The sequence below is a fragment of the Bradyrhizobium sp. TM102 genome, assembly GCF_009176685.1.
Lineage (GTDB): Bacteria > Pseudomonadota > Alphaproteobacteria > Rhizobiales > Xanthobacteraceae > Bradyrhizobium > Bradyrhizobium ottawaense.
Map to the genome: position 1 here is coordinate 370,722 of NZ_AP021855.1, position 23,538 is coordinate 394,259.

Below are 23,538 nucleotides of genomic sequence, written 5' to 3' on the forward strand. Positions count from 1 at the left end.
CGATTCATAGTTTCCTAACCCTCGCTGGTAACGGGGTCTTGTCGGTTTTGCTGCACCTTGCATCCCACGGGAGGGCTGGATGGGCACATCGATCCGATGGACCGCGCGCATGCGCGCGCTGCTCCGTCGCTGGCGGGGAGCGCCACTGACATGGCTGATCGTCGGCGGCTTCGTGCTGATGGCCGCGACCGCAATCGGCACCGCGCTCACCGTCGACCGCTTCCGGCAGAATGCAATCGAGAGCGGCCGCGACAGCCTTGAAAATTCCGTGCGCCTGCTGGCCCGGCATTTCGACCGCGAGTTCGAGGATTTCGCGGTGCTGCAGAAGAGCATCATCACCGAGCTCGAGAGCCGCGGCATCGAATCCGCCGACATCTTCCGCAGCGAGATGGGCACGCTGGCCATGCACGAGGTGCTGCGTGCGAAAGCCAGCGGCTGGACCGACGTCGCCGGCGCCAATCTGTTCGATTCCAGGGGCATGCTGATCAACTCGTCGCGGCGCTGGCCGGTCCCCGACGTCTCGGTCGCGGACCGCGGCTACTTCAACCGCCTCAAGAACGATCCGACTGCGCAGGAAGACGTGGAGGTGGTGAACGGCCGGCTCGGCAGCGGACCGGCGATCGTGTTCGCGCGGCGCGTGTCCGGCCCGCATGGCGAATTCCTCGGGCTGGTCTCGCGCGCGATCGCGCCCGAGCAGTTCGAATCCTTCTTCGCCTCGACCGGGCTCGGCGAGGAATCCTCGATCGCGATGCACCACCAGAACGGCCAATTGCTGGCGCGCGTTCCGCGTGTCGATGCGATGATCGGGCAGAACTTTCGCAAGGGCACGCCGGAGCAGGTGGCGGTGTTCGACCGCACCTTTGTCACCACGCAGCTCGCCAGCCCGATCGACGGCAAGGACCGCATCGTCGCCTCGCGCCTGCTCGCCGGCGAGCCGCTGGTCGTGGTCGCGACCAAGTCGCTGGATGCGACGCTTGCGACCTGGCGCACGCAGACGAAATTCTTCGTCACCGTCGCCGTGCTGTCGATCGGCCTGCTGGTGCTGACGCTGTTCCTGATCTTCCGCCAGGTGACGAACCGGCTCTCGCTCGAAAAGCAGCGGCTCGACACCGCGATGAACACGATGACGCAAGGGCTCCTGATGTTCGACCAGGACGAGCGGCTGATCGTCTGCAACCGGCGCTACATCGAGATGTACGGCCTGTCCGCCGACGTGGTGAAGCCCGGCACCACTTTCCGCGACGTGATCCGGCACCGCCATGACACCGGCTCGTTCCATGGCGACGTCGGGGCCTATTGCGACGACATTCTGAGCCATGTCGGGCGCACCCAGAGCGCCATCGTGGAGACCGCGGACGGCCGCCTGATCGAGATCAAGAACCAGCCCGGCGCTGCCGGCGGCTGGCTCGCGACCCACGACGATGTCACCGCGCGCATCCGCGCCGACGAGCGCATCGCCCATATGGCGCATTACGACGCGCTGACCGACCTGCCCAACCGCGTGCTGCTGCGCGGCCATCTGGAGCGGCGCGTGGCGGAGCTTACCCAAGGCAAGCCGTTCGCCATCCTCTATATCGACGTCGACGAGTTCAAGGGCGTCAACGATTCGCTGGGACACGAGGTCGGCGACGAATTGCTGCGGCAGGTGGCGATGCGCCTGCGCGCCTGCGTCAGCGGCAACGACCTCGTCGCGCGGCTCGGCGGCGACGAGTTTGCCATCGTCAAGGCCGGCACGAGCGATCCGGCCGAGCTGACGGCGCTCGCCGAGCAGATCCTGACGACGCTGCGCACGCCGGTGGACTGCAAGGGCCAGGAGGTCCCGACCGATGCCAGCATCGGCATCGCGATCGCGCCCGACCATGGCGACAATCTCGACGATTTGCTCAAGCGCGCCGATCTCGCCATGTATGCGGCGAAGTCAGAGGGACGCCGCACCTTCCGCATCTTCGCGCCCGAATACGACGCCAAGGCGCGGCTGCGCCGTCAGCTCGAGCTCGATCTGCGCCAGGCCCTCGCCCGCGGCGAGTTCGAGGTGCACTACCAGCCGCTGGTCGATCTCGCGGCCAATGTCGTGACCGGCTGCGAAGCGCTGCTGCGCTGGCGCCATCCCGAGCGCGGCATGGTCTCGCCGGCGGATTTCATTCCCGTGGCGGAAGATACCGGACTGATCGGCGAGATCGGCGAATGGGTACTGAAGCAGGCCTGCCGTGAGGCCGCCTCCTGGCCCGGCCAGATTCACATCGCCGTCAACGTCTCACCGGTGCAGTTCCGCTCGCGGACGCTGGCGTTGAAGGTCGCTGCCGCGCTCGCGGAGTCCGGACTTGCACCGGGCCGGCTCGAGCTCGAGATCACCGAGACCGTGCTGATCCGCGACGACGAGGAGGCGCTGACGATCCTGCAGCAGCTGCGCGAGCTCGGCGTGCGCATCGCGCTGGACGATTTCGGTACAGGCTATTCCTCGCTGAGCTATCTGCACCGCTTCCCGTTCGACAAGATCAAGATCGACCGCAGCTTCATCAACGACATCGGTCAGTCCGAAGATTCCTCCCCGATCGTGCAGGCCGTGGTGCACATGGCCGCGGCCCGCCACATGGCGACGACCGCCGAAGGCGTCGAGACCGAAGCCCAGCGCGAGGTGCTGCGCCGGCTGGGATGCAGCCAGATGCAGGGCTGGCTGTTCAGCCCGGCCGTGCCGGCTGCGAAGCTGAAGCAGCTGCTGGCGTCGCAGGCGGTTGCGGCTTAGCGGCGCGACGCTGAAAGGAAAACGCTGCGGAGTTTATGCATCTCACAAGTGCGGCCTAACCCGCCGGACAAACTTGGACTGAGAAAGACTTCTACCACATCAATCCCGTCGACTCTGCAATGGGTCACACTCGGCTGTCAGCCACAGCCGGCGATGAGGTCCGCCGTCCATCGGCCAGCCGACGTTGATCCGCCCTACTCGCGCGAGCCATGACGCGCGTACTGCTTCGGGACGGCTCCCTTATCCACGGATCGCGGCATTGGCCTTTTCAGCCGCGGCGATCATTGCATCCTTTGCCGATCTGACTCCGGACACGACTTCATTAACGCCAATCATGAAGACATCCTGGATGGGTCTCGATTGCGGGTGGAAAAGGATTGCCTTGGCGCGATCGACATCGGCCTTTTGCAAGTTGCTCAGTGCTGCCTCGGCTGCTTGCCGGCCGAATGCGTTATTGAAAGCCTCGCTCGACCAGGCCGACAGCCGTGTCGTTGCCAGTCCCGCAGCTGCGGTCCGCAACGAGGTCGGCTTGCTCGTTGCCCATAGCAGGAACAGGAAAGCGGCCTGCTTGTTCTTTGATTTGGAATTGATGCACGCCTGCCAGTGCGACATGAAGGGGACGGGTTCGCGGCCGGGGAGATGCGGAAAGGCTGCAAACCCCGCCTGCTTGGCGACATGGCTCTTCGCTGGATTGGAGATGTCGGTCGCAAAGTTGCTGCTATCGATCGCCATTGCTGTCCTGCCCTGCAGGAAATCGTCCAGCACCTGGTACCATTCATAGCTGCCGACCCCGATAGGCCCGGCCTCGCGGAGCAGCCGTCCGTACATGTCGACGGCCGCGATCGCCTCAGGGCTCGCGAAAGCGGCCCTGTTGTCCTTGATCATGGCGCCACCGTAAGAGAACACGAAAGCCATGGCCGCTGGGGTGGAATTGCCGCCCGCCTGGGCTCGCATCGCGATTCCCGATATCGCATCGGTCTTGACTGCCCTGGCGGTCGCGAGCAGTTCGTCGAAAGTCTGGGGAGCCGGCAAGTCCTTGGCTGCCAACATTTCGCTGTTGAGGAACAGGGTCATCGCCTCGGACGTGATCGTGAAGCCGTATCTCTCGCCGTCCGGCCACAGCGAGAAAGTCCGGGCGGTCTTGAGAAGATCGCGCTCGTCATACCAAACAAGATCGGTCAGCGACTTCTTGGAATAATAAGCGTTCAGCGGCTCGAGCCACCCTCCGGAGATGCCCTGGCCGTACGTGGCGAACATGCAAACGTCAGGTGTACTGCTGCCGCGTGCGAGCCTGATCGGTATCGCGCTCAGGTATGTGGTTTCCGGTGCAAAGTCGGTCACGACGTTGATGCCGGTGAGCTTGGTGAAATCCGGCAACAGCGGCGTGATCGCACTGGACCAGGGATGGATCGCACCTGCGAGCGTGATCGCCTGCCCCGCAAACTGCTTCCAGTCGATTGCGGCGCTGGCATAGGCCTGGTCATCCACGGCCAAGCTCGTGCGCGGTAACATGGTGAAGGCCGGCAAGACTGCTCCCGCAGCGCCCAATCCCTTGACGAAGCTGCGCCGGCTGACGGGCGCGCGACCGCTTGATGAGTTTCCATCCATGATGGTGCTCCCCCAGCTATGGCATTCACAGGATGCGAAGCTGAGCCATATCCGTCAGTTCGCGCCATTGCGAAGCCGGGATGCGCGGCCGGGAATGTTGGGTTCCCGAGTCCCGCGCCAACGCGCATGTGCTATCGTTGCGTGCATGCGCTGCCCGCCATTCTATCACGCGACCGCCGGGCGGTCACCGAAGACACGAAGCCGATGCCAGCTTTTGCTCGGAGCCACTTTTCGCGATGGTTTGCACGACCGCTGATCCCTGTGATTGCAGCGCTTCTGACGTTGTCCGCGGTGACCGGATTGCTCGGTCTCCAAAGCTGGCGTGACGGCGAGGCGATCAATCTCTCGCTCGAGCACAGCGGCCAGGTCATTGACACCCTTGATCGGCTTCGGACGATCATCGTCGACCTGGAGACTGAAAGGAGCGGGTATCTGCTCACCCTCGACCCGGCTTATCTCAAGGCTTACGGCGTCTCGGACGAAAGCGTACGACGGGAGACTGAGGCGCTCCAGACTCTGGTCGCAAACGATCCGTTACAGAGTTTTCGCGCCGGACATCTGGCTCTGATCATTTCAGAAAAGCTGCGTGAGATCGACGACCTCGTCAAAACGGCGGCCCGCGTATCCGGGCAGGCGGCCCAGGCAATGATCCGCGGCATGGACGATATCCGATTGCAAATCGACCTGTTGCAGGACGTTGAGCGTTTTCAGCTCGTAGGTTGGGAGAAGCGCGCCGGGGACCTCGAACGACGCAGGACGCGGCTTGGCCTCGCAGCCGGCGTCATCGGCGCCGTCCTGGTGGGGACCGCGATGGCGCTCGCGCGGATCGAGGCGAAGCGGCGGAGAAAGGCGACCGAGGAGAACGTGCAACTCCACAGCGATCTCCTGGAGCGCGACAGGAAGATTCGACGCCTCGTCGACTCCAACATCATAGGGGTCATGATCTGGAACCTCGAAGGTTGCATACTTGAGGCCAATGACGCGTTTCTGCGTATCGTGGGTTACGACCGCGAGGATCTCGCCGCGAGACGCCTGCACCGTACGATGCTGACGCCGCCGGAATGGCGCGACCTCGACGCACGTAACATTGCGGAGCTGGAGCTGATCGGGACCCTCGCGCCATTCGAGAAGGAGTATTTGCGTAAAGACGGAAGCCGTGTGTCCGTTCTAATCGGCGGGGCGATGTTCGAAGAGGGTACAAATCAAGGCGTTGGCTTCATCCTTGATTTGACCGAGCGCAAGCGGGCGGAAGAGGCGTTGCGCCAGAGTGAGGAGCGCTTTCGCACCCTCGTGCAATTCTCCTTCGACGTGTACTGGGAGACCGACGCGCAGCATCGCTTTACCCGCCAGGAGTTCGCGGAGAGCCTTGTCGACGCGCCGGCGGCGGACTCGGAGATCGGTAAGACGCGCTGGGAAGTGCCTTACCTGGAGCCTGACGCAGAGGCCTGGCGCAAGCACCGGGAAACGCTCGATGCCCATCTGTCGTTCCGTGATTTTGAGCTCGCTAGGCCGGCCCGCGACGGCAGCAAGCGCTATGTGTCCGTCTCGGGGCTGCCGGTGTTCGATAAGACGGGCCGCTTCGTCGGCTACCGCGGCGTCGGGCGGCACATCACCGAACGCAAGCGGGCCGAAGAGGCCTTGCGCTCTGCGCAGGCGGAGCTCGCGCACGCCAATCGCGTCACCATGATGGGGCAGCTCGCGGCCTCGATCGCCCATGAAGTCAGCCAGCCGATCACCGCGATGGTCACCAACGCCGAGGCCGGATTGTCCTGGCTGGCTGCCCAGCCGCCGAATCTGGAGCAGGTCCGGCAGATGTTCGATTGTATCGTCAACGACGGTCTGCGAGCCGGCGATGTAATCGGGCGGATCCGGGCCCTGGTGAAGAAGGCGCCTCAACAGAGGGTAGCGTTGGAGATCAACGCGGTGGTACTTGAGGTCATCGCCCTGACCCGTCTCGAAGCGGCCAAGAATGGCGTCCTGGTGCGGACGCGACTTGCGGAGGACTTTCCACCGATTCAAGCGGATCGGGTCCAGGTTCAACAGGTGATCCTCAACCTGATCATCAATGCAGTCGAGGCGATGGGCGGAACGGGCGATGGGGTGCGGGAGCTGCTGATCAGCACCGGCAGAACTGCCTCGAACGGCGTATTCGTCAGCGTGCGGGATACTGGTCCGGGACTGGACCCGAGGACGATGGACCGCCTCTTCGACCCCTTCTTCACCACAAAATCCAAGGGGATGGGCATGGGTCTGGCCATCTGCCATTCGATCATCGAGGCGCACGGCGGACGGATGTGGGCCGGCGCAAATGAACCTAGGGGCGCCATCTTTCAGTTCACGCTGCCTGTAGAACCAGACGAAACCATTCCCTCCGGACGCGTCGACCCGATGTCGGCGGTATGAGATTGCAGGACCGCGGAGCGAACGACTGTTCTCGGCGGCAGAAGCCCGGCTGTGATCGCCAGCAGCTCAGAACGTCTGCTTCGGGGTCACCTACCGACATCCTGGGAGCAGGGGGCCTCGCCGCGCAGGCTCGCGACGACGGCCGATACGCGAACTCGCCGCTCAAGGGCTGGTTCGCATCATCCGCTGCTTCATGCCGGGCAGCATGATTTGAGCCGCGACGAACTCCACAAGGACAGGATGTTCACACCGACCGTCTGGCGGCCTGCACTTCGACAAACTCGGAATCGGGGTGGCTGACGATGGTGGCAACCATGATGCCGCTGATGATCAGCGACCAGGCGGTGTTCCAATAAATCCAAAACACGAGCCAGCCTCCGTTTTCAATCTCTCAGCCTGCGGGAACGGGTAACGGCAGAGCGATGCCGCGGTTCCCAACACGAGGCGCGGCAGGACCGCGCGGCAAGACACTATTTTGATTTGGTCGGCGGCGATGCCTGATCGGTTTGGCCGGTGTGGCGCTTTGCCACGACGTCCTCATCATGTTCGCCTTGGTGCGGGCGCGGCGGCGACTTGGGCTGACCGGCCTGACCGCCATGCTTGCCGCCCATGTCGGGCTTACCTTCGAGATCGTTTTCACGGGGCATGCCGGTTCAATGCGCTCGCGCGGCATTGGTTCGCCTTGCGCCGGCCGTTTTCGCCTGTGAACGAGTTCATAGGATTGCCGCGGTTTGCAGTGCACGATTCCGGTGCCCGCGGCTTCATGACAGCGACGGATTCGACCAGATGCGGAAACGACTCATCGCCTGGACCATCCTGACGTCCGCTCTGGTGGCGGTCGCCGTCTGGACTGTGCTCGGACCACCCGCTCATCCGTCCAGCCCGCATCTGCCCTCCCGGACCGCGGCGATGCGGTAGCCGCTCTCCGGCGACCGATACAATTTCGGCATCGATCGATCCCAACTGGAATTTGGTGCGGCGGCGCGCCGCCCGCTATCCTCGCCGGCAAAACGACAAGGCCGCGACCGGCCCTCAGGAGGAGCCCATGTTGAGATCGACCCGACGCATCGCATCCAAAGCGCCACGCGCTGCGATCGCCACCACCCTGTTCGCAGCCCTCACTCTCATTTCTGGAGTCCACGCCGGCATGGCCGAGACCTTCGCCTATGTCGGCAACGCCGACAGCAACGACATCAGCGTGTTCAAGATGACCGAGAGCGGCGAGATGACGCCCGTGCAGACGGCCGCCTTCAAGGGCGTCGACAAGCCCGGCTCCTCGACGCCGCTCGCGATCACGCCCGACCACCGCGTGCTGATTGTCGGTGTCCGCTCGCAGCCATTCCAGGCGGTCAGCTTTGCGATCGATCCCAAGACGGGCCAGCTCAGTCCTATCGGCAACGGACCGCTCGCGGACAGCATGGCGAACATCGCCGTCGACCGCAGCGGAAAATTCCTGTTCAGCGCCTCCTATGGCGGCAACAAGGTCGCGCTGAATCCGCTTTCCGCCAACGGCGTCGCCGGCGAGCCGAAGCAGGTGATCCCGACCGGGCTGAACGCGCACGCCTTCCTGCCCTCGCCCGACAACCGCTTCGTGTTCGCAACCAATCTCGGCTCCGATCAGGTGCTGGGCTTCGCGTTCGATGCCACGACCGGCACGCTGACGCCGAACGATCCGCCCGCCCACAAAGTGCCGGAGAAATCCGGGCCGCGGCACTTCGTATTCCACCCCAATGGCAAGTTCGTCTATCTCATCCACGAGCTGAACGGCGACGTCGCCGCATTCACCTACGAGGCCAGGAGCGGCGCCTGGGACGAGATCCAGCGCACCACGGCGCTGCCGGAAGGCTTTTCGGGAAAACCCTGGGCCGCCGACATCCACATCACTCCGGACGGCCGCTTCCTCTACGCCTCCGAGCGCACCACCAACACGCTCACCGCCTACAAGGTCGACGCCGCCAGCGGCAAGCTGACCACGATCGGCAGCGTGCCGACCGAGAAGCAGCCGCGCGGCTTCCACATCGATCCCACGGGGCGCTACCTCGCCGCGGTCGGCGAGCTCTCCGACAGCATGACGGTCTATGCGATCGACCAGGGCAGCGGCGCGCTGGCCAGGCTGAAATCCTACCCCACCGGCAAGAAGCCGAACTGGGTGGAGTTCCTGAACCTGCCGTGAGGGGCGCCGCCGCCGACCTACGTAATCATCCGTAATTTCGGAAGGCGCGCCTTGTCGTCATATCATCGGTCATGGACCGTCAGATCGTCTTCAAATGCCCGCAGACCGGCATGAACGTGCAGCATCGGCTCGGCGACGAGCCCGCCGACCGCACGCATGTGTCGGTGTCCTGTCCGGCCTGCACGCGCCTGCATTTGATCGACCGGGCCAACGGCAAGCTGCTGGGTGAGCGCCGCGGCTGACGGGCCGTTTAGGCCCGCGCCGCGACCTGTGCCGTGACCTGCGCCGTGACGTCCTCGACATGGTGCAGCAGATAGACCAGATGGCCCGTCGTGTCGTGGATCGGCGAGTTGATCGGCTGCCAATGACGCTCGACGAAGGTGCCGCCGGGATCGCGGATGTCGTAACGCTGGATCGCCATGGCATGGGCCCGTCCGGTTTCGCTGACGATCCTCAAGCTGCTGTAGAGATTGCTGACGCCATCGGCGAGCGGATCGTCGGGATTATCGGGGAACATCTCGAACAGCGAGCGGCCGACGATTTCGGCCCGGCTAGTCAAAGTCGCGGCTGCATAGGCATCGTTGACGTCGACGATCACGAGGCCCGGCCCCGGGTCCAGCAGCATATAGGGATGCGGGGAGGCATCGAATTCGGGCTGGAATTGCTGCCGGATCGTGTCGGTGTCGCCGTGCTGCCGCCGGCGCTGTTCGAAGGGCGTCGTATCGGCCCCTGATGCCGCCGAGTTCAGCAGCGCCAACTGGCGCTTGGCCGATGCGAGCAGCGCGCGCACGGTGTTCTGGACCGTCGGGTCGGCCGTTTCATTGAGCAGCCGCTCGAAATGAACGATATTCTGCTCGCAAACGAACCGTTGCATACCGCCTCGACCATGAGCTGTGCGGCCGCCCTGCCGCGTCATCCTGATTCTAGTTCCTTACAGGCGCCCCCGGCAGATGAGAAGACCGTGATCGGCGGCACTTTGGGAGTAGTGCCGACCGCGGCGCGCCCGCCCGGGAAAAGCGAACCTGTTGCCCAATCCAGCGACTAATCAAAGACTTGCTGCGACGGCCCGCGGCGGCGTGGCCACCCTTTTTGGGACAACGCTGCCGTAGTCCGCAGCCCTGCCATCTGCTATCGATTGGAGGCATAGCCCCCGTGGAATTTCCGATGCGTCATTTGCCCCGTGCCGTCGTTCGAAGCCTGTGCCCCGCAGCCGTCGCCGGCATGCTCATCCTCGGTCCCGATCCGGCCGCAGCCGCCGATGACGACGCGCCCAGGGGGCCGGCGGTCACGGTGCTGAAGGTCGCAAAATCCTGCTTCTCCGACATCGTCGAGGCCACCGGCACGATCATCGCGCGGGAGGAAACCTCGGTGCGGCCCGAACGTCCGGGCCTCAAGGTCACGGACGTGCTGGCCGAAGCCGGCGACACCACCACCGCCGGCCAGGTGCTGGCGCGGCTGGCGCTCCCCGAGGGCGGCACGCTGCAGGTCACCGCACCGGTGGCGGGCGTGATCGCGACGTCGACCGCGCAGATCGGCAACTTCGCCTCGGCCAAGGGCGAGGCCTTGTTCACGATCGTGGCGCGCAGCGAATACGATCTCGTCGGTCTGGTGGCAACCACCGACATGCGCAAGCTCGCGGTCAATCAGCCGGCGACCGTGCGGATCGCGGGCGCCGGCGACATCGACGGCAAGGTGCGCCGCATCGGTCCGACCGTGGAGCCGAACATCCAGCAGGGCATGGTCTATATCGGCATCTCCTCGCAGAAGCGGCTGCTGCTGAAGGCGAGCGGACGCGCGCTGATCAAGACCGGGCAGAGCTGCAACGTCGCGGTGCCGCTGACCGCCGTGCAATATTCATCCGCCGGCACCGTGGTGCAGGTGATCCGCCGCAACCGCGTCGAGACCAAGCGTGTCGAGGTCGGATTGATGTCGGGCGGCAATATCGAGGTCCGTGACGGCCTCAACGACGGCGATGTCGTCGTCGCCCGCGCCGGCGCGCTCCTGCGCGAAGGCGATCCGGTGCGCCCGGTGATGGCCGCGGAAGCGGCGAAGTAGGCTTCCTCGTGTCCCGGACGCGCTGCAGGGTGTAACGCTGCTGCGCAGAGCCGGGACCCATCTCGTCACACAGCGACGGTCAAAAAAACTGGGCCCCGGCTCAGCGTCGCATCATTGCATGATGCGCCGCGTCCGGGGCACGAGAGATCGTAAATTTGATAGAAACTAGCCGCCGGCTTCGCCGAAATGGACGTCTTCGAGCAGCGATGAGGAGACGGTCGGGACCTGGTCGCCTTCGCTGGCGCGGGAGATGGCGACGCGGGTCTTGTTGAAGACGCTTTCGGCGCTGCCCTTCGCACTGAGGTTGTTCAGGAACTCGCTGACCAGCACGCTGTGCTCGCCCTTGCCGTCGTCGACGACCTTGCCGGGCGAAGCGGAGGAGAGGATCAGCGCGTTGTCGGACGCGCTGATCGGCGCGAGACCGTGGCTATAGGAGCGGAAGCGGCGCTCGTAAGGGTTACGGCGGGAGGCATCGACGACGACGAGCTTGGCCTTGGCGCCCTGCTCCTTCATCATGTCGATCACGCCGTCGATCGAGACGCCCTGGCGGCGGACGTCGCTTTCCTTCCAGATCACGGCATCGACCGGCAGCATGTAGCTCTCGCGTCCCGCCTGCACGCCGTAGCCGCCGAAGAACAGCATGACGACGGTGTCGCGCTTGATCCGGGACTTCAGGCGGCCCACGGCGCGGACCATGTCGTCCTTGGTCGCGTCTTCGACCATGTCGACGTCAAAACCGTTCTTGCGCAGCGACGAGGACAGCGCGCGGGCGTCGTTGATCGACTGCGTCAGCGGCGCGCTGGCGTCGGGATAATGTCCATTGCCGATGACCAGCGCCAGGCGCGAGGTCTGGCCGATCGAGCCGGTGATCTGGTCGGTGGAGACGGCCTTGGCAGCATCGATCGCGCGCATGTTGAGAGCAGCATGGGCGCCGATCACCAGCGAGACCGTGCCGATCAGGGCGGCGGCCAACGCGATGGTGCGTCGGGAAAGGTCGAGCTGCTTTACATTCATCTCGTTCGTTTCCTGTGCCAAAGACCAGCCACACGCGCGCACACTGTTTGAGTAGCGCGATAGCGTCTTTAGGTTTGAGGGATTGGCCGGGGATGTGCCCCCGAATTGCGCGCAATTTGCGGCGCCGCACCAAACAAACCTTTAACCGCATATAGGGTGCCCGGCAATAGATTGCCCAAAATTTGAGCTAAGCCACTGACGATATTCGTTAATTCTCCTGCGCAGATTTGTTGGTTTTCCCTCCCCGACAGCCTTTTCGAGCCTCGATCATGCAGCCTTCGTGCCGGCTTTTTTCGTGACTTCCATCACATTTGTATTTCCTGCGAATCCGGATAGCCTTTTCAACGACTTGCAGGGGGTGGCGCGTGGCAGGAAGCGCGCTGGCCGGCCCCCGGCCAAAACCCCGCCAAAGGCCCCGCGACCAGGTATTTCATGAACTTTCATTATTTTGCCGGCGCCGCCTGCCGGGCGCTGACCGCGCGGAAGGACGGCCCCTCGCTTTACGACGTCTGCGATCCCGTCTTGTCTGCTGCGGCCAGCGGCGATCCGCATCTGGCCAAATTCTACAAGACCGCGCTCGGCAACCCCGCGCTGCGGGTGCTGCTGCGGCGGGCCGGACTGCCCGAGCTGCGCGACGAGGCCAGGCTGACGGCGCTGCGCGCGGCGCTGGCGCGCGCCCGCGACGAGGCCGAGCCGGACTGGGCGGCGGTCGGCCAGCCGGTCGCCGATCTCGTCGACAGCATCGCGCTCGACCATCCCAGGCCGCCGCCGGCGATGTTCACCGGCTCCGCGCCGCCAGAGGCGCAGATCGACGGCGTGATCCGCGACTGCGCGCAGCATCTGCTCGGCTCGTACCGCCGAAACGGCTTTCTGCCGACCTACGCCGCCTTCAATCTGATCGGCGACCCTGACTTTCGTGGGCGCGAGCTGATCATGGCGCTCACGGGCCTCAACGCACGCGGCTACAAGAATTCCTCGCTGCTGTTCAACCTCGCCCGTGTCTTCATCGCGCGCACGCCGGCGCGCGCCGTCGTCAATCCGCCCTGGACCGGCATCGCGGAGCCGATGTGGGAACCGGTGCAGATCCGCCACCGCTCGGCCTATTACGATGCGTTCTTCATCGAAGCGCTGCTGAGCTATGGCGAGACCGGACTTGCCTCGCCGGCCGACAAGATTGCAGCCGAGCGCGCCATCGCCGACATGGTGGATTTCTGCGTCAACATCAGCCGCGAGGAGGTCGAAGGCATCGACGGTGAGCGCTTCAACGTCGTCACCGCGCTGGCGCCCGCGCCGCATCCGCGCTTTTCCCGTTACTTCGCGCAGATCAAGCAGGATCTCGGCTTCGGCGTTTACGTGCCGGATTGCGACACCACGGCCTGCTCGATCTCCGCTGCGACGCAGGCCGGCTGCCTTGATGAGGTCCTCGATCAGCCGCTGCTGGATTTCTACGCCGGCTATCAGGTGCGCGCCGGCGTCAACGAGCCGCGCGTGACCGTGCCGCTCAACGACAATATCGACTATGAGGGCGGCGTCGCGACCTGGATCGACAACCTCAAGGGCGAGCGTCCCTACGGCAACGATCTCGATCCGACGCTCAATCTCGACATTCTCGAGGTGAGCTTTCGCAACCTGGCGCGCTGGAAAATTCTGGAGACGCCGGCGCGGCTCGCCACGGTGCACCGCATCATCGGCTTCCAGAAGCGGCTGGCGGCGAGCGGCGCCTTCGCCAATCCGCGCTCGCACATCTATTATCTGCCCGAGCTCTACAGTGCCTATTTCGGCCGCTGCTATGCGGCGTTCCTGGCGCTGCCGCTGGCGGCGCAGGCCGCGATCGATCCCGCAGGCGATTTCGACTTCATCCGCCATCGCGTGCTGTCCTACGTCAAGGGCGAGCTGATGGCCGCGGAGATGAACGTGTTCGACGCGGCGCTGGCGCTGATCGCGCTCGGCCATCTCGGCGCCGACCCGCGCGCCTTCGCGCCGGCACTGAACGTGATCGTCGCCGGTCTCGGCGAAGGCGGCCGCCGCGGCCCGTTCCGCGCCTATGAGTGGAACAAGATGAAGACGCCGACGCGGATTTTGGTGGGCGGGCCGGAGGTGACGTCGGCGTTCGTGCTGATGGGGCTCGCGGTAGCGAAGCGGGCGATGACGCGGGGGTGAGGGCGCACTGTACCTGTGCCCCGGACGCAGCGCAGCGCCCCCGGCGATGCGAAGCATCGTCCGGTGCGGTGCGCTGCAGAGCCGGGGCCCATGCCTCCGCGAGATGTGTCTGTGGATTTCTGGGTCCCGGCTCTGCGGAGCGGCGTTACACGCCGCACCGCGTCCGGGACACGAGCCGAGAGACCTCCCGCAATGACGGGAAGTTGAAAGCCTATCTGTTGAGCATAAGCTGGCCCGATGGCCAAAAGCCGACCACAATCGCGCGCTCTATCGACATTTCATCACACGCGGGCCGGCATGTTGCGAAAAGTCCTGATTGCGCTGTCTCTCCTCGCTCTCCCGTCACTGGCACTGGCCACGGACATCACCGGCACGGCAAAGGTGCGCGCCGGCGATGCCGTGGTGATCGGCAACACGCGGATCCGGCTCGGCGGCATCGATGCGCCCGCGGTCGACCAGCTCTGCCTCAACACCAAGAGCGAACGCTGGACCTGCGGCGTCGCGGCGCGGGACGAGCTCGCCAAATACGCCGAGGGCAAGAGCTGGGTCTGCCATACCCGTTCGATCGACCGGCGCGGCCGCACCGTGGCGCGCTGCGAGGTCGGCGGCGAGGACATCCAGAAATGGCTGGTGCGCAGCGGCTGGGCGCTGGCCTACACCCGCATCTCCAAGGACTACGAGCCCGACGAGGCCGCCGCGCGTGAGGCAAAAGCCGGAATGTGGCAGGGCGCCTTCATCGCGCCCTGGGACTGGCGTGAGCGCAACAAGAAGACCGTCATCCTCGGCGCCACCAAGCCGCCCGACGGGGCGCATGCGGTGCTGCTCGCCTCGGCCTCGGGATCGGTGGCGCCCTCCCCGGATTGCACCATCAAGGGCAACGTCAACAGCGCCGGAGAATGCATCTTTCACCAGCCGACCAGCCGCTGGTACACCCAGATCAAGATGAAGATCAGCAAGGGCACCCGCTGGTTCTGCTCGGTCGAAGAGGCGGAAGCCGCCGGCTGCCGCGAGACCAAGAGATGAGAGCCCCAGACCTGCGTTTTGCGTGCTTTTCTTGGCGGTTCACGGCGCGTAAAACCTGATTCAACAAACTCACCAGTCCGTTCTCAAGCAACAAGGATCAAGAGCAATGACCGTTCGCGCGGGCCGGGAATTTCTGGCCATCCCCGGGCCCACCACCATGCCCGACGAGGTGCTGCGGGCGATGCATCGTCCGGCGATCGACATCTACTCCAAGGAGATGCTCGACCTGACCGAGAGCCTGCTCGGCGACATCTCGAAACTGTTCTCGACCAAGGGCAAGTCCTACATCTACATCGCCAACGGCCACGGCGCCTGGGAAGCGGCGCTGAGCAACGTGCTGTCGCGCGGCGACAAGGTGCTGGTGCTGGAGAGTGGCCGTTTCGCGATCGGCTGGGGCAATGCGGCGGCGCTGATGGGTGCCGAGGTCGAGGTGCTCAAGGGCGACTGGCGCCGCGCGGTGCGGCCGCACGAGGTCGAGGAGCGCCTGCGCCGCGACAAGGAGCACACCATCAAGGCCGTCGTCGTCGTCCAGGTCGACACGGCCTCGGGCGTGCAGAACGACATCGAGGCGATCGGCAAGGCGATCAAGGCGAGCGGCCATCCGGCGCTGTACATGGTCGACACCGTCGCTTCGCTCGGCTGCATGCCGTTCGAGATGGACAAATGGGGCATCGATGTTGCGATGTCCGGCTCGCAGAAGGGCCTGATGACGCCCCCCGGCCTCGGCTTCGTCGCCGCCAATGCGCGCGCGCTCGAGGTGCACAAGAAGGCCAACATGTCGACGCCCTATTGGAGCTGGAGCGAGCGCGAGGGCACCGAGAATTATCGCAAATACGCCGGCACCGCGCCGGTGCATCTCTTGTTCGCTTTGCGCAAGGCGATCGACATGCTGCACGAGGAAGGCCTGGAGAACGCCTTCCGCCGCCACAGCCTGCTCGGCGAAGCCGCGCGCCGCGCGGTTGGCGCATGGTCGGAAGGCCAGGTGCTCGGCTTCAACGTGGCGGAGGCCAGCGAGCGCTCCAACACCGTGACCACGGTGACCATGAGCAACGGCCATGATCCGGCGGTGCTGCAACGCTATTGCAAGGACAAGTGCGGCGTGGTGCTCGGCACCGGCATCGGCGACCTCTCGGGCCAGGCCTTCCGCATCGCCCATATGGGCCATGTCAACGCGCCGATGCTGCTCGGCACGCTCGGGGTGATCGAGATCGGCCTGAACGCCCTGAAGATCCCGCACGGCAAGGGCGGACTGGAGGCGGCGGTGGCGTATCTCGGCGACGAGGTGGCGGTGTAGAGGCGCCACATACTCCGCTGTCGTCCCTGCGAACGCAGGGACCCATACCGCGGGATTTATCGATGGGGCGCGGTCGCAATACCGCGCCCAGACTTTTCGCTGCTTGTCTTCGCCAAACTCCTCCTGGGGTTATGGGTCCCTGCGTTCGCAGGGACGACGACTGAGTCTGCCGCGATTACTTCGGCACACGATACGCCTCGACCTGTGACTTCAGCTCATCCAGCGACGCTGTCGGCTGCTTCGGATCGACCCGATATTCCCCATTCGCCAGCCATTGCAGCACCTTCGCATCGATCACCGGCGAATGGTGGATGACGTCGCCGTAATTATCGAGATCGTGCGTCACCGCCTTGATCGCGCGGAAATCGTGCAGACGCACATTGGGAAGCTGCGTGAGGCGCTGCGCGACGACTGCCGTCAGGTCAGTGACGATCTTCAGCGTCTCGGGCGAGGCTTCGCGCATTGCAACGAATTGCAGGACCGAATAGGGCGGGAAGTAGATATCGAAGGTCACGTCGGGGTGGCGCGTGATCAGGCCGACGGCATCGCGCTCGAAATGCCCGGCCATGGCGTCATAACCGTAGCCTTCGCCGAGAAAGCGGCTGCGCACGGGGCTCGTGATGTAGGCGAAGGCGGCGAGCGTCCTCTTCGCATTGTACTCGCGCGCGACGTCGAAATCCCGCGGCAGCGCGTAGATGTCGTCGACATCAGCCAGCGCGAACTTGACGGGAAGAAACGGCGCCGCGCGGGTCAGCGGCCCTTGCAACGGCGGGACCGACCGCAGCAGCGCGAACAGCGCCTCTTTCGCCATCGCGGCGCTGAACAGATAGGACGCGATGCCCTTGGTCGTGCCGCGATAGAGATCGACGGACAGATAGGGATCGGCCTCGATGTCGGCCGCATCGACGAAGATGAAATCGTCCATCGCCCAGATCACGCGCCTCGCGCCGCGGTCGATCGCCTGCTCCAGCACGAAGGCCTGCTGGCGTGAGTTGGAGCCGGTCATCGCCAGCTTGAGCGAGCGAACGCCGAGCGCACGGTCGATGTCGCTCTGGCGGAAATGGATCGCGAGCGAGGTGCCCATGAAGGCGGTGTCGAACGACTGGCTGCGGATCAGCCCGGCATTCTGCACGCGCGTGTCGTCGGAATAGAAGGCGGTGCGCGAGGGGCGGAACAGCTGCAGGGGATCGACGACGTAGGTGAGCACGGCCGCACCGAGCACGAATGCGATGCTCGCGAGCAGAAGACGCTTGAGACTGGTGAACGGCCCGCGCATCAGAACCGGAAATAGATGAATTCGCTGTGGCTCTGGATGCCCAAGATGCCGAACGCAAGCACCAGCGATGCGCCATAGAGAAACAGCGGCCGCATGCGCCCTGCCCGCAAGTTCTCGCCGACCCGGCGGTTAGCGTGATCGTATCCCAAGATGCCTTGCGTGTTCGGCGCCAGCCACACCAGCGCAGCGTAGATGGAGATCAGCACCAGCGCCGCGATCTCCTCACGGCCAAAGACGATGTTCGAGGGATCGGCCATGGCGTGAAGGACGCGCAGCGCCCATGCGACGCTCTCGGCGCGGAAGAACACCCAGGCGACGACGACGGCGAGGAACGTCAGCGCTGCTCCGGCGATGCGAACCGGACGCGCAAGGACCGACGGAATGGTTGGCATCAGGGCGTTGAAAGCGTGATTGACGCAGAGATAGGCCCCGTGCAGCGCGCCCCAAATGACAAAAGTCCAGGCCGCACCGTGCCAGAGCCCGCCCAGCAGCATCGTGATCATCAAATTGAGGTAGCGCAGCACGCGGCCGTGGCGGTTGCCGCCGAGCGGGATATAGAGATAGTCGCGCAAAAATTGCGACAGCGTCATGTGCCAGCGGCGCCAGAACTCGACGATGCTGGACGCCTTGTAGGGCGAGTTGAAATTCACGGGCAGGAAGATGCCGAACATCAGCGAGATCCCGATCGCCATGTCGGAATAGCCGGAGAAATCGAAATAGAGCTGGAACGTGTAGGCAAGTGCGCCGAGCCAGGCCTGGTCGAAGCTCGGCGAGCGCGCCTCGAAGGCGAGTGCGACCAGCGGCTGGATGCCGTCGGCGAGACAGGTCTTCTTGAACAGGCCGATGGCAAAGATGATGACACCGCACAACATGAGATGTCCGTCCGGACGCTTGGTCTCCTTCCGCTCGAATTGCGGGATCATATCCTTGTGGTGGAGGATCGGCCCGGCGATCAAATGCGGGAAATAAGTCACGAACAGCGCGTAGTGCGGCAGCGCATAGGCTGCGACCTGCCCGCGATAGGCGTCCACCAGGAACGCAATCTGCGTGAACGTGTAGAAGGAGATGCCGACCGGCAGCAGGATGTGAACCGCGGCATGCGTGCCGAACAAGGCGTTGAGGTTCTCGGTGAGGAAGCCGGCATATTTGAAGATGCCGAGCACGAGAAGATCGCCGACGACACCGAGCGCGAGCGCCGCCTTGCGGTGCGACGGGCCGAGCTTCGCCACGATGAGGAGATGGCCGACGCCGTAATTGAAGGCGATCAACAGCAGCAACAGCGCCACGAACTGCCAGTTGCCGATGGCGTAAAAGGCGAGCGAGGCCAGCGCCAGCCAGATCACCGGGGTGAGATTGCTGCGCCGCCCGAGCCAGAAATAGCCGGCCAGAACGACGGGCAGGAACAACAGGATGAACGGGTAGGAATTGAACAGCATCAGGCTGGACCGGCGGCGGGGATATTGGTCCGTAAAGCATACAAGGGGCCGGTCAACAACCCGGCAGGCCTGGCGGAGTCGTGCTGGCAATTCGTGGAATCGGGACGATATAAGATGGAACACGTATTGAGATGAGGACCGAGTGACCCAGGCCAAAACCCCTTCCCAGCCCCCCGTCGCCCCGCGCCGGCCGCATTCCTTCACGCGGCACGGGATCACCGTTACCGACGACTATGCCTGGCTGAAGGACGCGAAATGGCAGGAGGTGCTGCGCGATCCCAAGGTGCTGGATCCCGACATCCGCAAATATCTGGATGAGGAGAACGTCTACACCGACAGCCTGCTCGGCCACACCGCCGGCCTGCAGAAGACACTGGTGCGGGAGATGCGCGGGCGGATCAAGGAGGACGATTCCAGCGTGCCGTCGCCGGACGGCCCGTTTGCCTATTTCCGCAGGTTTCGCGGGGGTGGACAGCACGAGCTGTTCGGCCGCATGCCGCGCGACGGCGGCGACGGCGAGATCGTGCTCGACGGCGATGCGCTTGCCAAAGACCACAAATATTTCAGGTTCGGCGGCAGCCGGCACTCGTATGATCACAAGCTGCAGGCCTGGAGCGCCGACACCAAGGGCTCGGAATATTTTTCGATCCGCGTGCGCGACTGGGCTACGGCCAAGGATCTCGACGACGTGGTCGAGGAGACCGATGGCGGCGTGGTCTGGGCCGCGGATTGCAAGAGCTTCTTCTATGTGAAGCTCGACGACAACCATCGGCCGATGCAGGTGTGGCGGCATAGGCTCGGCACCAAACAGGCCGACGACACGCTGATCTATGAAGAGCAGGATGCCGGCTGGTTCACCCATCTGCACGAGAGCACCAGCGGCCGCTTCTGCGTAATCGCCGGCGGCGACCACGAGACCTCGGAGCAGCGGCTGATCGATCTCGCCAACCCCGAGGCGCCGCCGCGCCTCGTCGCGGCGCGCGAGGAAGGCGTGCAATATTCGCTGGCCGATCGCGGCGATCAGCTCTTCATCCTCACCAATGCCGACGATGCCATCGACTTCAAGATCGTCACCGCGCCGCTTTCTTCGCCCGAGCGCAAGAACTGGCGCGATCTGATCCCGTATCGTCCCGGCATCTACCTCATCGACCTCGATCTCTATGCCGGCCATCTGGTGCGGCTGGAGCGCGCCAATGCGCTGCCGGCGATCGTGATCCGCGATCTCGTCTCGAACGAGGAGCATGCCATCGCCTTCGATGAGGCCGCCTATTCGCTGGATACGATGGGCTCCTACGAATTCGAGACGACGAATTTGCGCTTTGCCTATTCGTCGATGACGACGCCGTCGGAAGTCTATGACTACGACATGGTCAAGCGCACGCGCACCTTGCGCAAGCGCCAGGAGATTCCGTCGGGCCATAACGCGGCCGATTACGTCACCACGCGCATCACGGCAAAGGCGCATGACGGCGCCGAGGTGCCGGTGTCGATCCTCTACCGCCGCGGGCTCAAGCTCGATGGCACGGCGCCGCTGCTGCTTTATGGCTACGGCTCCTACGGCATGGCGATGCCGGCCTCGTTCAACGCCAACCGCCTGTCGCTGGTCGACCGCGGCTTCGTCTACGCCATCGCCCATATCCGCGGCGGCGCCGACAAGGGCTGGGGCTGGTATCTCGACGGCAAGCGCGAGAAGAAGACGAATTCGTTCGACGATTTCGCCGCCAGCGCGCAGGCGTTGATCGACGCGAAGTACACGAGCGCAAAGCGCATCGTCGGCCATGGTGGCTCGGCCGGCGGCATGCTGATGGGCGCGGTCGCCAACCGCGCCGGCGAATTGTTCGCAGGGATCGTCGCCGAGGTGCCGTTCGTCGACGTGCTCAACACCATGCTCGACGACACCCTGCCGCTGACGCCGCCGGAATGGCCGGAATGGGGCAACCCGATCGAGAGCGAGCAGGATTTTCGAACGATCCTGTCCTACTCGCCCTACGACAATGTCGCGGCGAAGGCGTACCCGGCGATCCTGGCGATGGGCGGGCTCACGGATCCGCGCGTGACTTATTGGGAGCCGGCGAAATGGATCGCGCGCCTGCGCGCTACCATGAGCGGCGGCGGCCCCGTCCTGCTCCGCACCAACATGGGCGCCGGCCATGGCGGCGCCTCGGGGCGGTTCGACCGGCTCGATGAGGTCGCGATCGTCTATGCGTTCGCGCTGTGGGCGGCGGGGATGGCGGAGGCCGGGGTGTAGCGTTAGCCGCAGCCGTCGCAACACCTTCCGCTGTCGTCCCCGCGAAGGCGGGGACCCATACCGCGTGATGTATCGATGGAGTGCGGGTAGCCGTACCGGAAGACTTTCTAACTGGCGATCTTCGCCAAACTTCTCCCTGTTTCTATGGGTCCCGGATCGGCGCTTCGCTTCGCTGCGCTTGTCCGGGACGACATCGAGTGTGAGCCGCGAGATATCTCACACCGCTCCATGCGCCTCGACATACAGCGCATAGACCGAATGGCTGCTCGCCATGTAGAGCCGGTTGTTCTTCGGGCCGCCGAAGCAGAGATTGGCGCAGCGCTCGGGCAACCTGATGAAGGCGAGCGGCTTGCCGTCCGCGTTGAACACCATGACGCCGTCGAGATCTTCGGGCCTGGCCTTGAGCTGAAACACCTTGCGGCCGCCGACATCGGTCGGCTCGGATTGCAGCGCGCCGTTGGAGCCCCAGCCGCACCAGAGATTGCCGTCGCGGTCGACGCGGAAACCGTCGAGCGAGCCCTGGTCGGCGGCGTCGATCAGCTTGGTCTTGCCGCTGAGCGCGCCGTCGTCGCCGACATTGTAGCTCCAGATGCTGCGGTTGGGCGTGCCCTTCCACTCGACGATGTAGAGCTTCTTCTCGTCCGGCGAGAAGGCAAGGCCGTTGGGATTGACGAGGTCGGTGAGGACGGCACTGATCTTGCCGTCCTTGGCGATGCGGTAGACGTTGGTGGTGGCCTGCTCGGCCTTTTCCTTCTTGCCCTCCCACTCGCCATTGATGCCGAACAGCGGATCGGTGAACCAGATGCTGTCGTCCGATTTCACCACGATGTCGTTCGGCGCGTTCAGCCGCTTGCCCTCGAACTTGTCGGCGAGCACGGTGATCGTGCCGTCCGTCTCGGTGCGGGTGATGCGGCGGGTCACGGAGTGCTCGCAGGTGACGAGACGGCCCTGGCGGTCGCGCGCATTGCCATTGGCGTAATTGGCATTGGCGCGGAACACGCTGGTCTGGCCGGTCTTCTCGTCGAACTTCATGATCCGGTTGTTGGGAATATCCGAGAACAGGAGATAGCCGCCCTCGGGGAAATAGGCCGGGCCTTCGGCCCAGCGCATGCCTGATGCGACCTGCTCGACCGTCGAGGAATAGAGCCGGTATTTTGCGAAGCTGGGATCGAGGATCTGGACGGCGGGGTCGGGGTAGCGCTGGTTCGGCGTGAACGGGAACGACTGGGCGCCGGCGGCGCGGGCGAGAAGCGTCGATGCTGCCGCTGCGCCGGCGGCGGCCATGAGGTTACGTCGCGTGAAATTCATTGAAATCCTCCCTGCTTGCTAAAAGGCCGGCGCTTGATGCGCCGGCTCGTTTCTTGACGTGAGTTCGTTTTGGTTTAGCGGCCGTTCTTCTTCCGCCACTCCGCGAAGTCGGTGAGCGTCTGCGGATCGGTGGCGGGATAGAGACCGAAGATGCCGCGTCCCTTGCCGACTTCCTCGGTGACGAAATCCTCGAACGCCGTCATCTCGATGGTTTCGTTGGCGATCTCGTCGGCGAGATGGGCGGGGATCACGATCACGCCGTCGGCGTCGCCGAGAATGACGTCGCCGGGGAACACCGGCGCATCGCCGCAGCCGATGGGCACGTTGATCTCGATCGCCTGGTGCAGCGTGAGATTGGTCGGCGCCGACGGGCGGTGGTGATAGGCGGGGATGCCGAGCTTGGCGATCTCGGCGGAATCGCGAAAGCCGCCGTCGGTGACGACACCGGCGACACCGCGCTTCATCAAGCGCGTCACCAGGATCGCGCCTGCCGAGGCCGCGCGCGCGTCCTTGCGACTGTCCATCACCAGAACGCTGCCTGCCGGACAATCCTCGACCGCCTTGCGCTGCGGATGGGAGCGATCCTTGAAGACGTCGATGGTGTTGAGATCCTCGCGCGCCGGCATGTAGCGCAGCGTGAAGGCTTCGCCGACCATGGTCGGCTGGTCGGCACCGAGCGGATGCACGTCCTGGATCATCTGGATCCGCAGGCCGCGCTTGAACAAGGCGGTGGCCACCGTGGCCGTGGAGACGGATTTGAGCTTGTTGCGGGTGGCTTCGCTGAGTTTTGTCATTTG

19 protein-coding genes are annotated in these 23,538 nt (G+C 64.5%); 11 read left to right on the forward strand and 8 right to left on the reverse strand.

All coding sequences use genetic code 11. From position 1 onward, the window contains the following. Nucleotides 1-79: 79 nt before the first annotated feature. On the forward strand, nt 80-2,743 hold the full coding sequence (locus tag GDN70_RS01740) for an EAL domain-containing protein (RefSeq protein WP_038950760.1): 2,664 nt from the start codon (nt 80-82) through the stop codon (nt 2,741-2,743). A 240-nt stretch (nt 2,744-2,983) separates the two neighbouring features. Here GDN70_RS01740 and GDN70_RS01745 read toward each other — a convergent pair whose 3' ends face one another. Further along, nucleotides 2,984-4,351: an ABC transporter substrate-binding protein gene (locus tag GDN70_RS01745; RefSeq protein WP_028143873.1), complete on the reverse strand. Its 1,368-nt coding sequence runs from the start codon at nt 4,349-4,351 to the stop codon at nt 2,984-2,986. 204 nt (nt 4,352-4,555) lie between these two features. Between GDN70_RS01745 and GDN70_RS01750 the strand changes: the two genes are divergently transcribed. Continuing rightward, nucleotides 4,556-6,754 (forward strand): PAS domain S-box protein, encoded by a 2,199-nt coding sequence (locus GDN70_RS01750; protein WP_081494380.1) that lies wholly within the window; start codon nt 4,556-4,558, stop codon nt 6,752-6,754. A gap of 244 nt (nt 6,755-6,998) precedes the next feature. Here the strand turns inward: GDN70_RS01750 and GDN70_RS35655 are convergent, their stop codons facing one another. Continuing rightward, nucleotides 6,999-7,121, reverse strand: coding sequence for a hypothetical protein (locus GDN70_RS35655; protein ID WP_256379453.1), 123 nt, complete (start codon nt 7,119-7,121; stop codon nt 6,999-7,001). Nucleotides 7,122-7,296: 175 nt separating this feature from the next. Here GDN70_RS35655 and GDN70_RS34845 point away from each other — a divergent pair, with 175 nt between their 5' ends. From GDN70_RS34845 to GDN70_RS34850, 4 genes are all read left to right on the forward strand, one after another. Next, the gene (locus tag GDN70_RS34845; RefSeq protein WP_162131006.1) at nt 7,297-7,461 is read left to right on the forward strand and encodes a hypothetical protein; all 165 of its coding nucleotides are present in this window, start codon (nt 7,297-7,299) and stop codon (nt 7,459-7,461) included. 79 nt (nt 7,462-7,540) lie between these two features. Then, nucleotides 7,541-7,672, forward strand: a complete 132-nt coding sequence (locus GDN70_RS35660) for a hypothetical protein (RefSeq protein WP_256379454.1) — start codon at nt 7,541-7,543, stop codon at nt 7,670-7,672. A 127-nt stretch (nt 7,673-7,799) separates the two neighbouring features. Further along, a complete protein-coding gene (locus GDN70_RS01765) occupies nt 7,800-8,927 on the forward strand; it encodes a lactonase family protein (RefSeq protein WP_038973085.1) in 1,128 nt (375 codons plus the stop codon). Nucleotides 8,928-8,998: 71 nt separating this feature from the next. Beyond that, entirely contained in the window at nt 8,999-9,169 is a 171-nt protein-coding gene (locus GDN70_RS34850; RefSeq protein WP_018321596.1) for a hypothetical protein, read from the forward strand. 8 nt (nt 9,170-9,177) lie between these two features. On the opposite strand, the gene GDN70_RS01770 is transcribed toward GDN70_RS34850, so the two are convergent. Then, nucleotides 9,178-9,801 (reverse strand): PAS domain-containing protein, encoded by a 624-nt coding sequence (locus tag GDN70_RS01770; RefSeq protein WP_038973078.1) that lies wholly within the window; start codon nt 9,799-9,801, stop codon nt 9,178-9,180. 290 nt (nt 9,802-10,091) lie between these two features. Here GDN70_RS01770 and GDN70_RS01775 point away from each other — a divergent pair, with 290 nt between their 5' ends. Next, nucleotides 10,092-10,982: an efflux RND transporter periplasmic adaptor subunit gene (locus GDN70_RS01775; protein ID WP_028143870.1), complete on the forward strand. Its 891-nt coding sequence runs from the start codon at nt 10,092-10,094 to the stop codon at nt 10,980-10,982. A gap of 165 nt (nt 10,983-11,147) precedes the next feature. Here the strand turns inward: GDN70_RS01775 and GDN70_RS01780 are convergent, their stop codons facing one another. Continuing rightward, a complete protein-coding gene (locus GDN70_RS01780) occupies nt 11,148-11,996 on the reverse strand; it encodes a caspase family protein (RefSeq protein ID WP_028143869.1) in 849 nt (282 codons plus the stop codon). 432 nt (nt 11,997-12,428) lie between these two features. Here GDN70_RS01780 and GDN70_RS01785 point away from each other — a divergent pair, with 432 nt between their 5' ends. The 3 genes from GDN70_RS01785 (at nt 12,429) to GDN70_RS01795 (ending at nt 16,473) form a co-directional block, all read left to right on the forward strand. After that, nucleotides 12,429-14,156 (forward strand): hypothetical protein, encoded by a 1,728-nt coding sequence (locus tag GDN70_RS01785; protein ID WP_152102089.1) that lies wholly within the window; start codon nt 12,429-12,431, stop codon nt 14,154-14,156. Between the two features lie 297 nt (nt 14,157-14,453). Further along, a complete protein-coding gene (locus GDN70_RS01790) occupies nt 14,454-15,179 on the forward strand; it encodes a thermonuclease family protein (RefSeq protein ID WP_152102090.1) in 726 nt (241 codons plus the stop codon). Between the two features lie 106 nt (nt 15,180-15,285). Then, the gene (locus GDN70_RS01795; RefSeq protein ID WP_038950765.1) at nt 15,286-16,473 is read left to right on the forward strand and encodes an alanine--glyoxylate aminotransferase family protein; all 1,188 of its coding nucleotides are present in this window, start codon (nt 15,286-15,288) and stop codon (nt 16,471-16,473) included. A 175-nt stretch (nt 16,474-16,648) separates the two neighbouring features. Here the strand turns inward: GDN70_RS01795 and GDN70_RS01800 are convergent, their stop codons facing one another. Together GDN70_RS01800 and GDN70_RS01805 are read right to left on the reverse strand one after the other, a co-directional pair. Continuing rightward, complete coding sequence (locus GDN70_RS01800; RefSeq protein WP_038973075.1) at nt 16,649-17,749, reverse strand: hypothetical protein; 1,101 nt, start codon at nt 17,747-17,749, stop codon at nt 16,649-16,651. Continuing rightward, nucleotides 17,749-19,185 (reverse strand): MBOAT family protein, encoded by a 1,437-nt coding sequence (locus GDN70_RS01805; RefSeq protein ID WP_152102091.1) that lies wholly within the window; start codon nt 19,183-19,185, stop codon nt 17,749-17,751. Before GDN70_RS01805 ends, GDN70_RS01800 begins: the two co-directional genes overlap by 1 nt. Before the next feature lie 142 nt (nt 19,186-19,327). Here GDN70_RS01805 and GDN70_RS01810 point away from each other — a divergent pair, with 142 nt between their 5' ends. Next, on the forward strand, nt 19,328-21,433 hold the full coding sequence (locus GDN70_RS01810; protein WP_095425508.1) for a S9 family peptidase: 2,106 nt from the start codon (nt 19,328-19,330) through the stop codon (nt 21,431-21,433). A gap of 216 nt (nt 21,434-21,649) precedes the next feature. On the opposite strand, the gene GDN70_RS01815 is transcribed toward GDN70_RS01810, so the two are convergent. After that, nucleotides 21,650-22,741 (reverse strand): SMP-30/gluconolactonase/LRE family protein, encoded by a 1,092-nt coding sequence (locus GDN70_RS01815; RefSeq protein WP_028143862.1) that lies wholly within the window; start codon nt 22,739-22,741, stop codon nt 21,650-21,652. Nucleotides 22,742-22,815: 74 nt separating this feature from the next. Next, the gene (locus GDN70_RS01820; RefSeq protein ID WP_038973071.1) at nt 22,816-23,535 is read right to left on the reverse strand and encodes a ribonuclease activity regulator RraA; all 720 of its coding nucleotides are present in this window, start codon (nt 23,533-23,535) and stop codon (nt 22,816-22,818) included. Nucleotides 23,536-23,538: the final 3 nt, after the last annotated feature.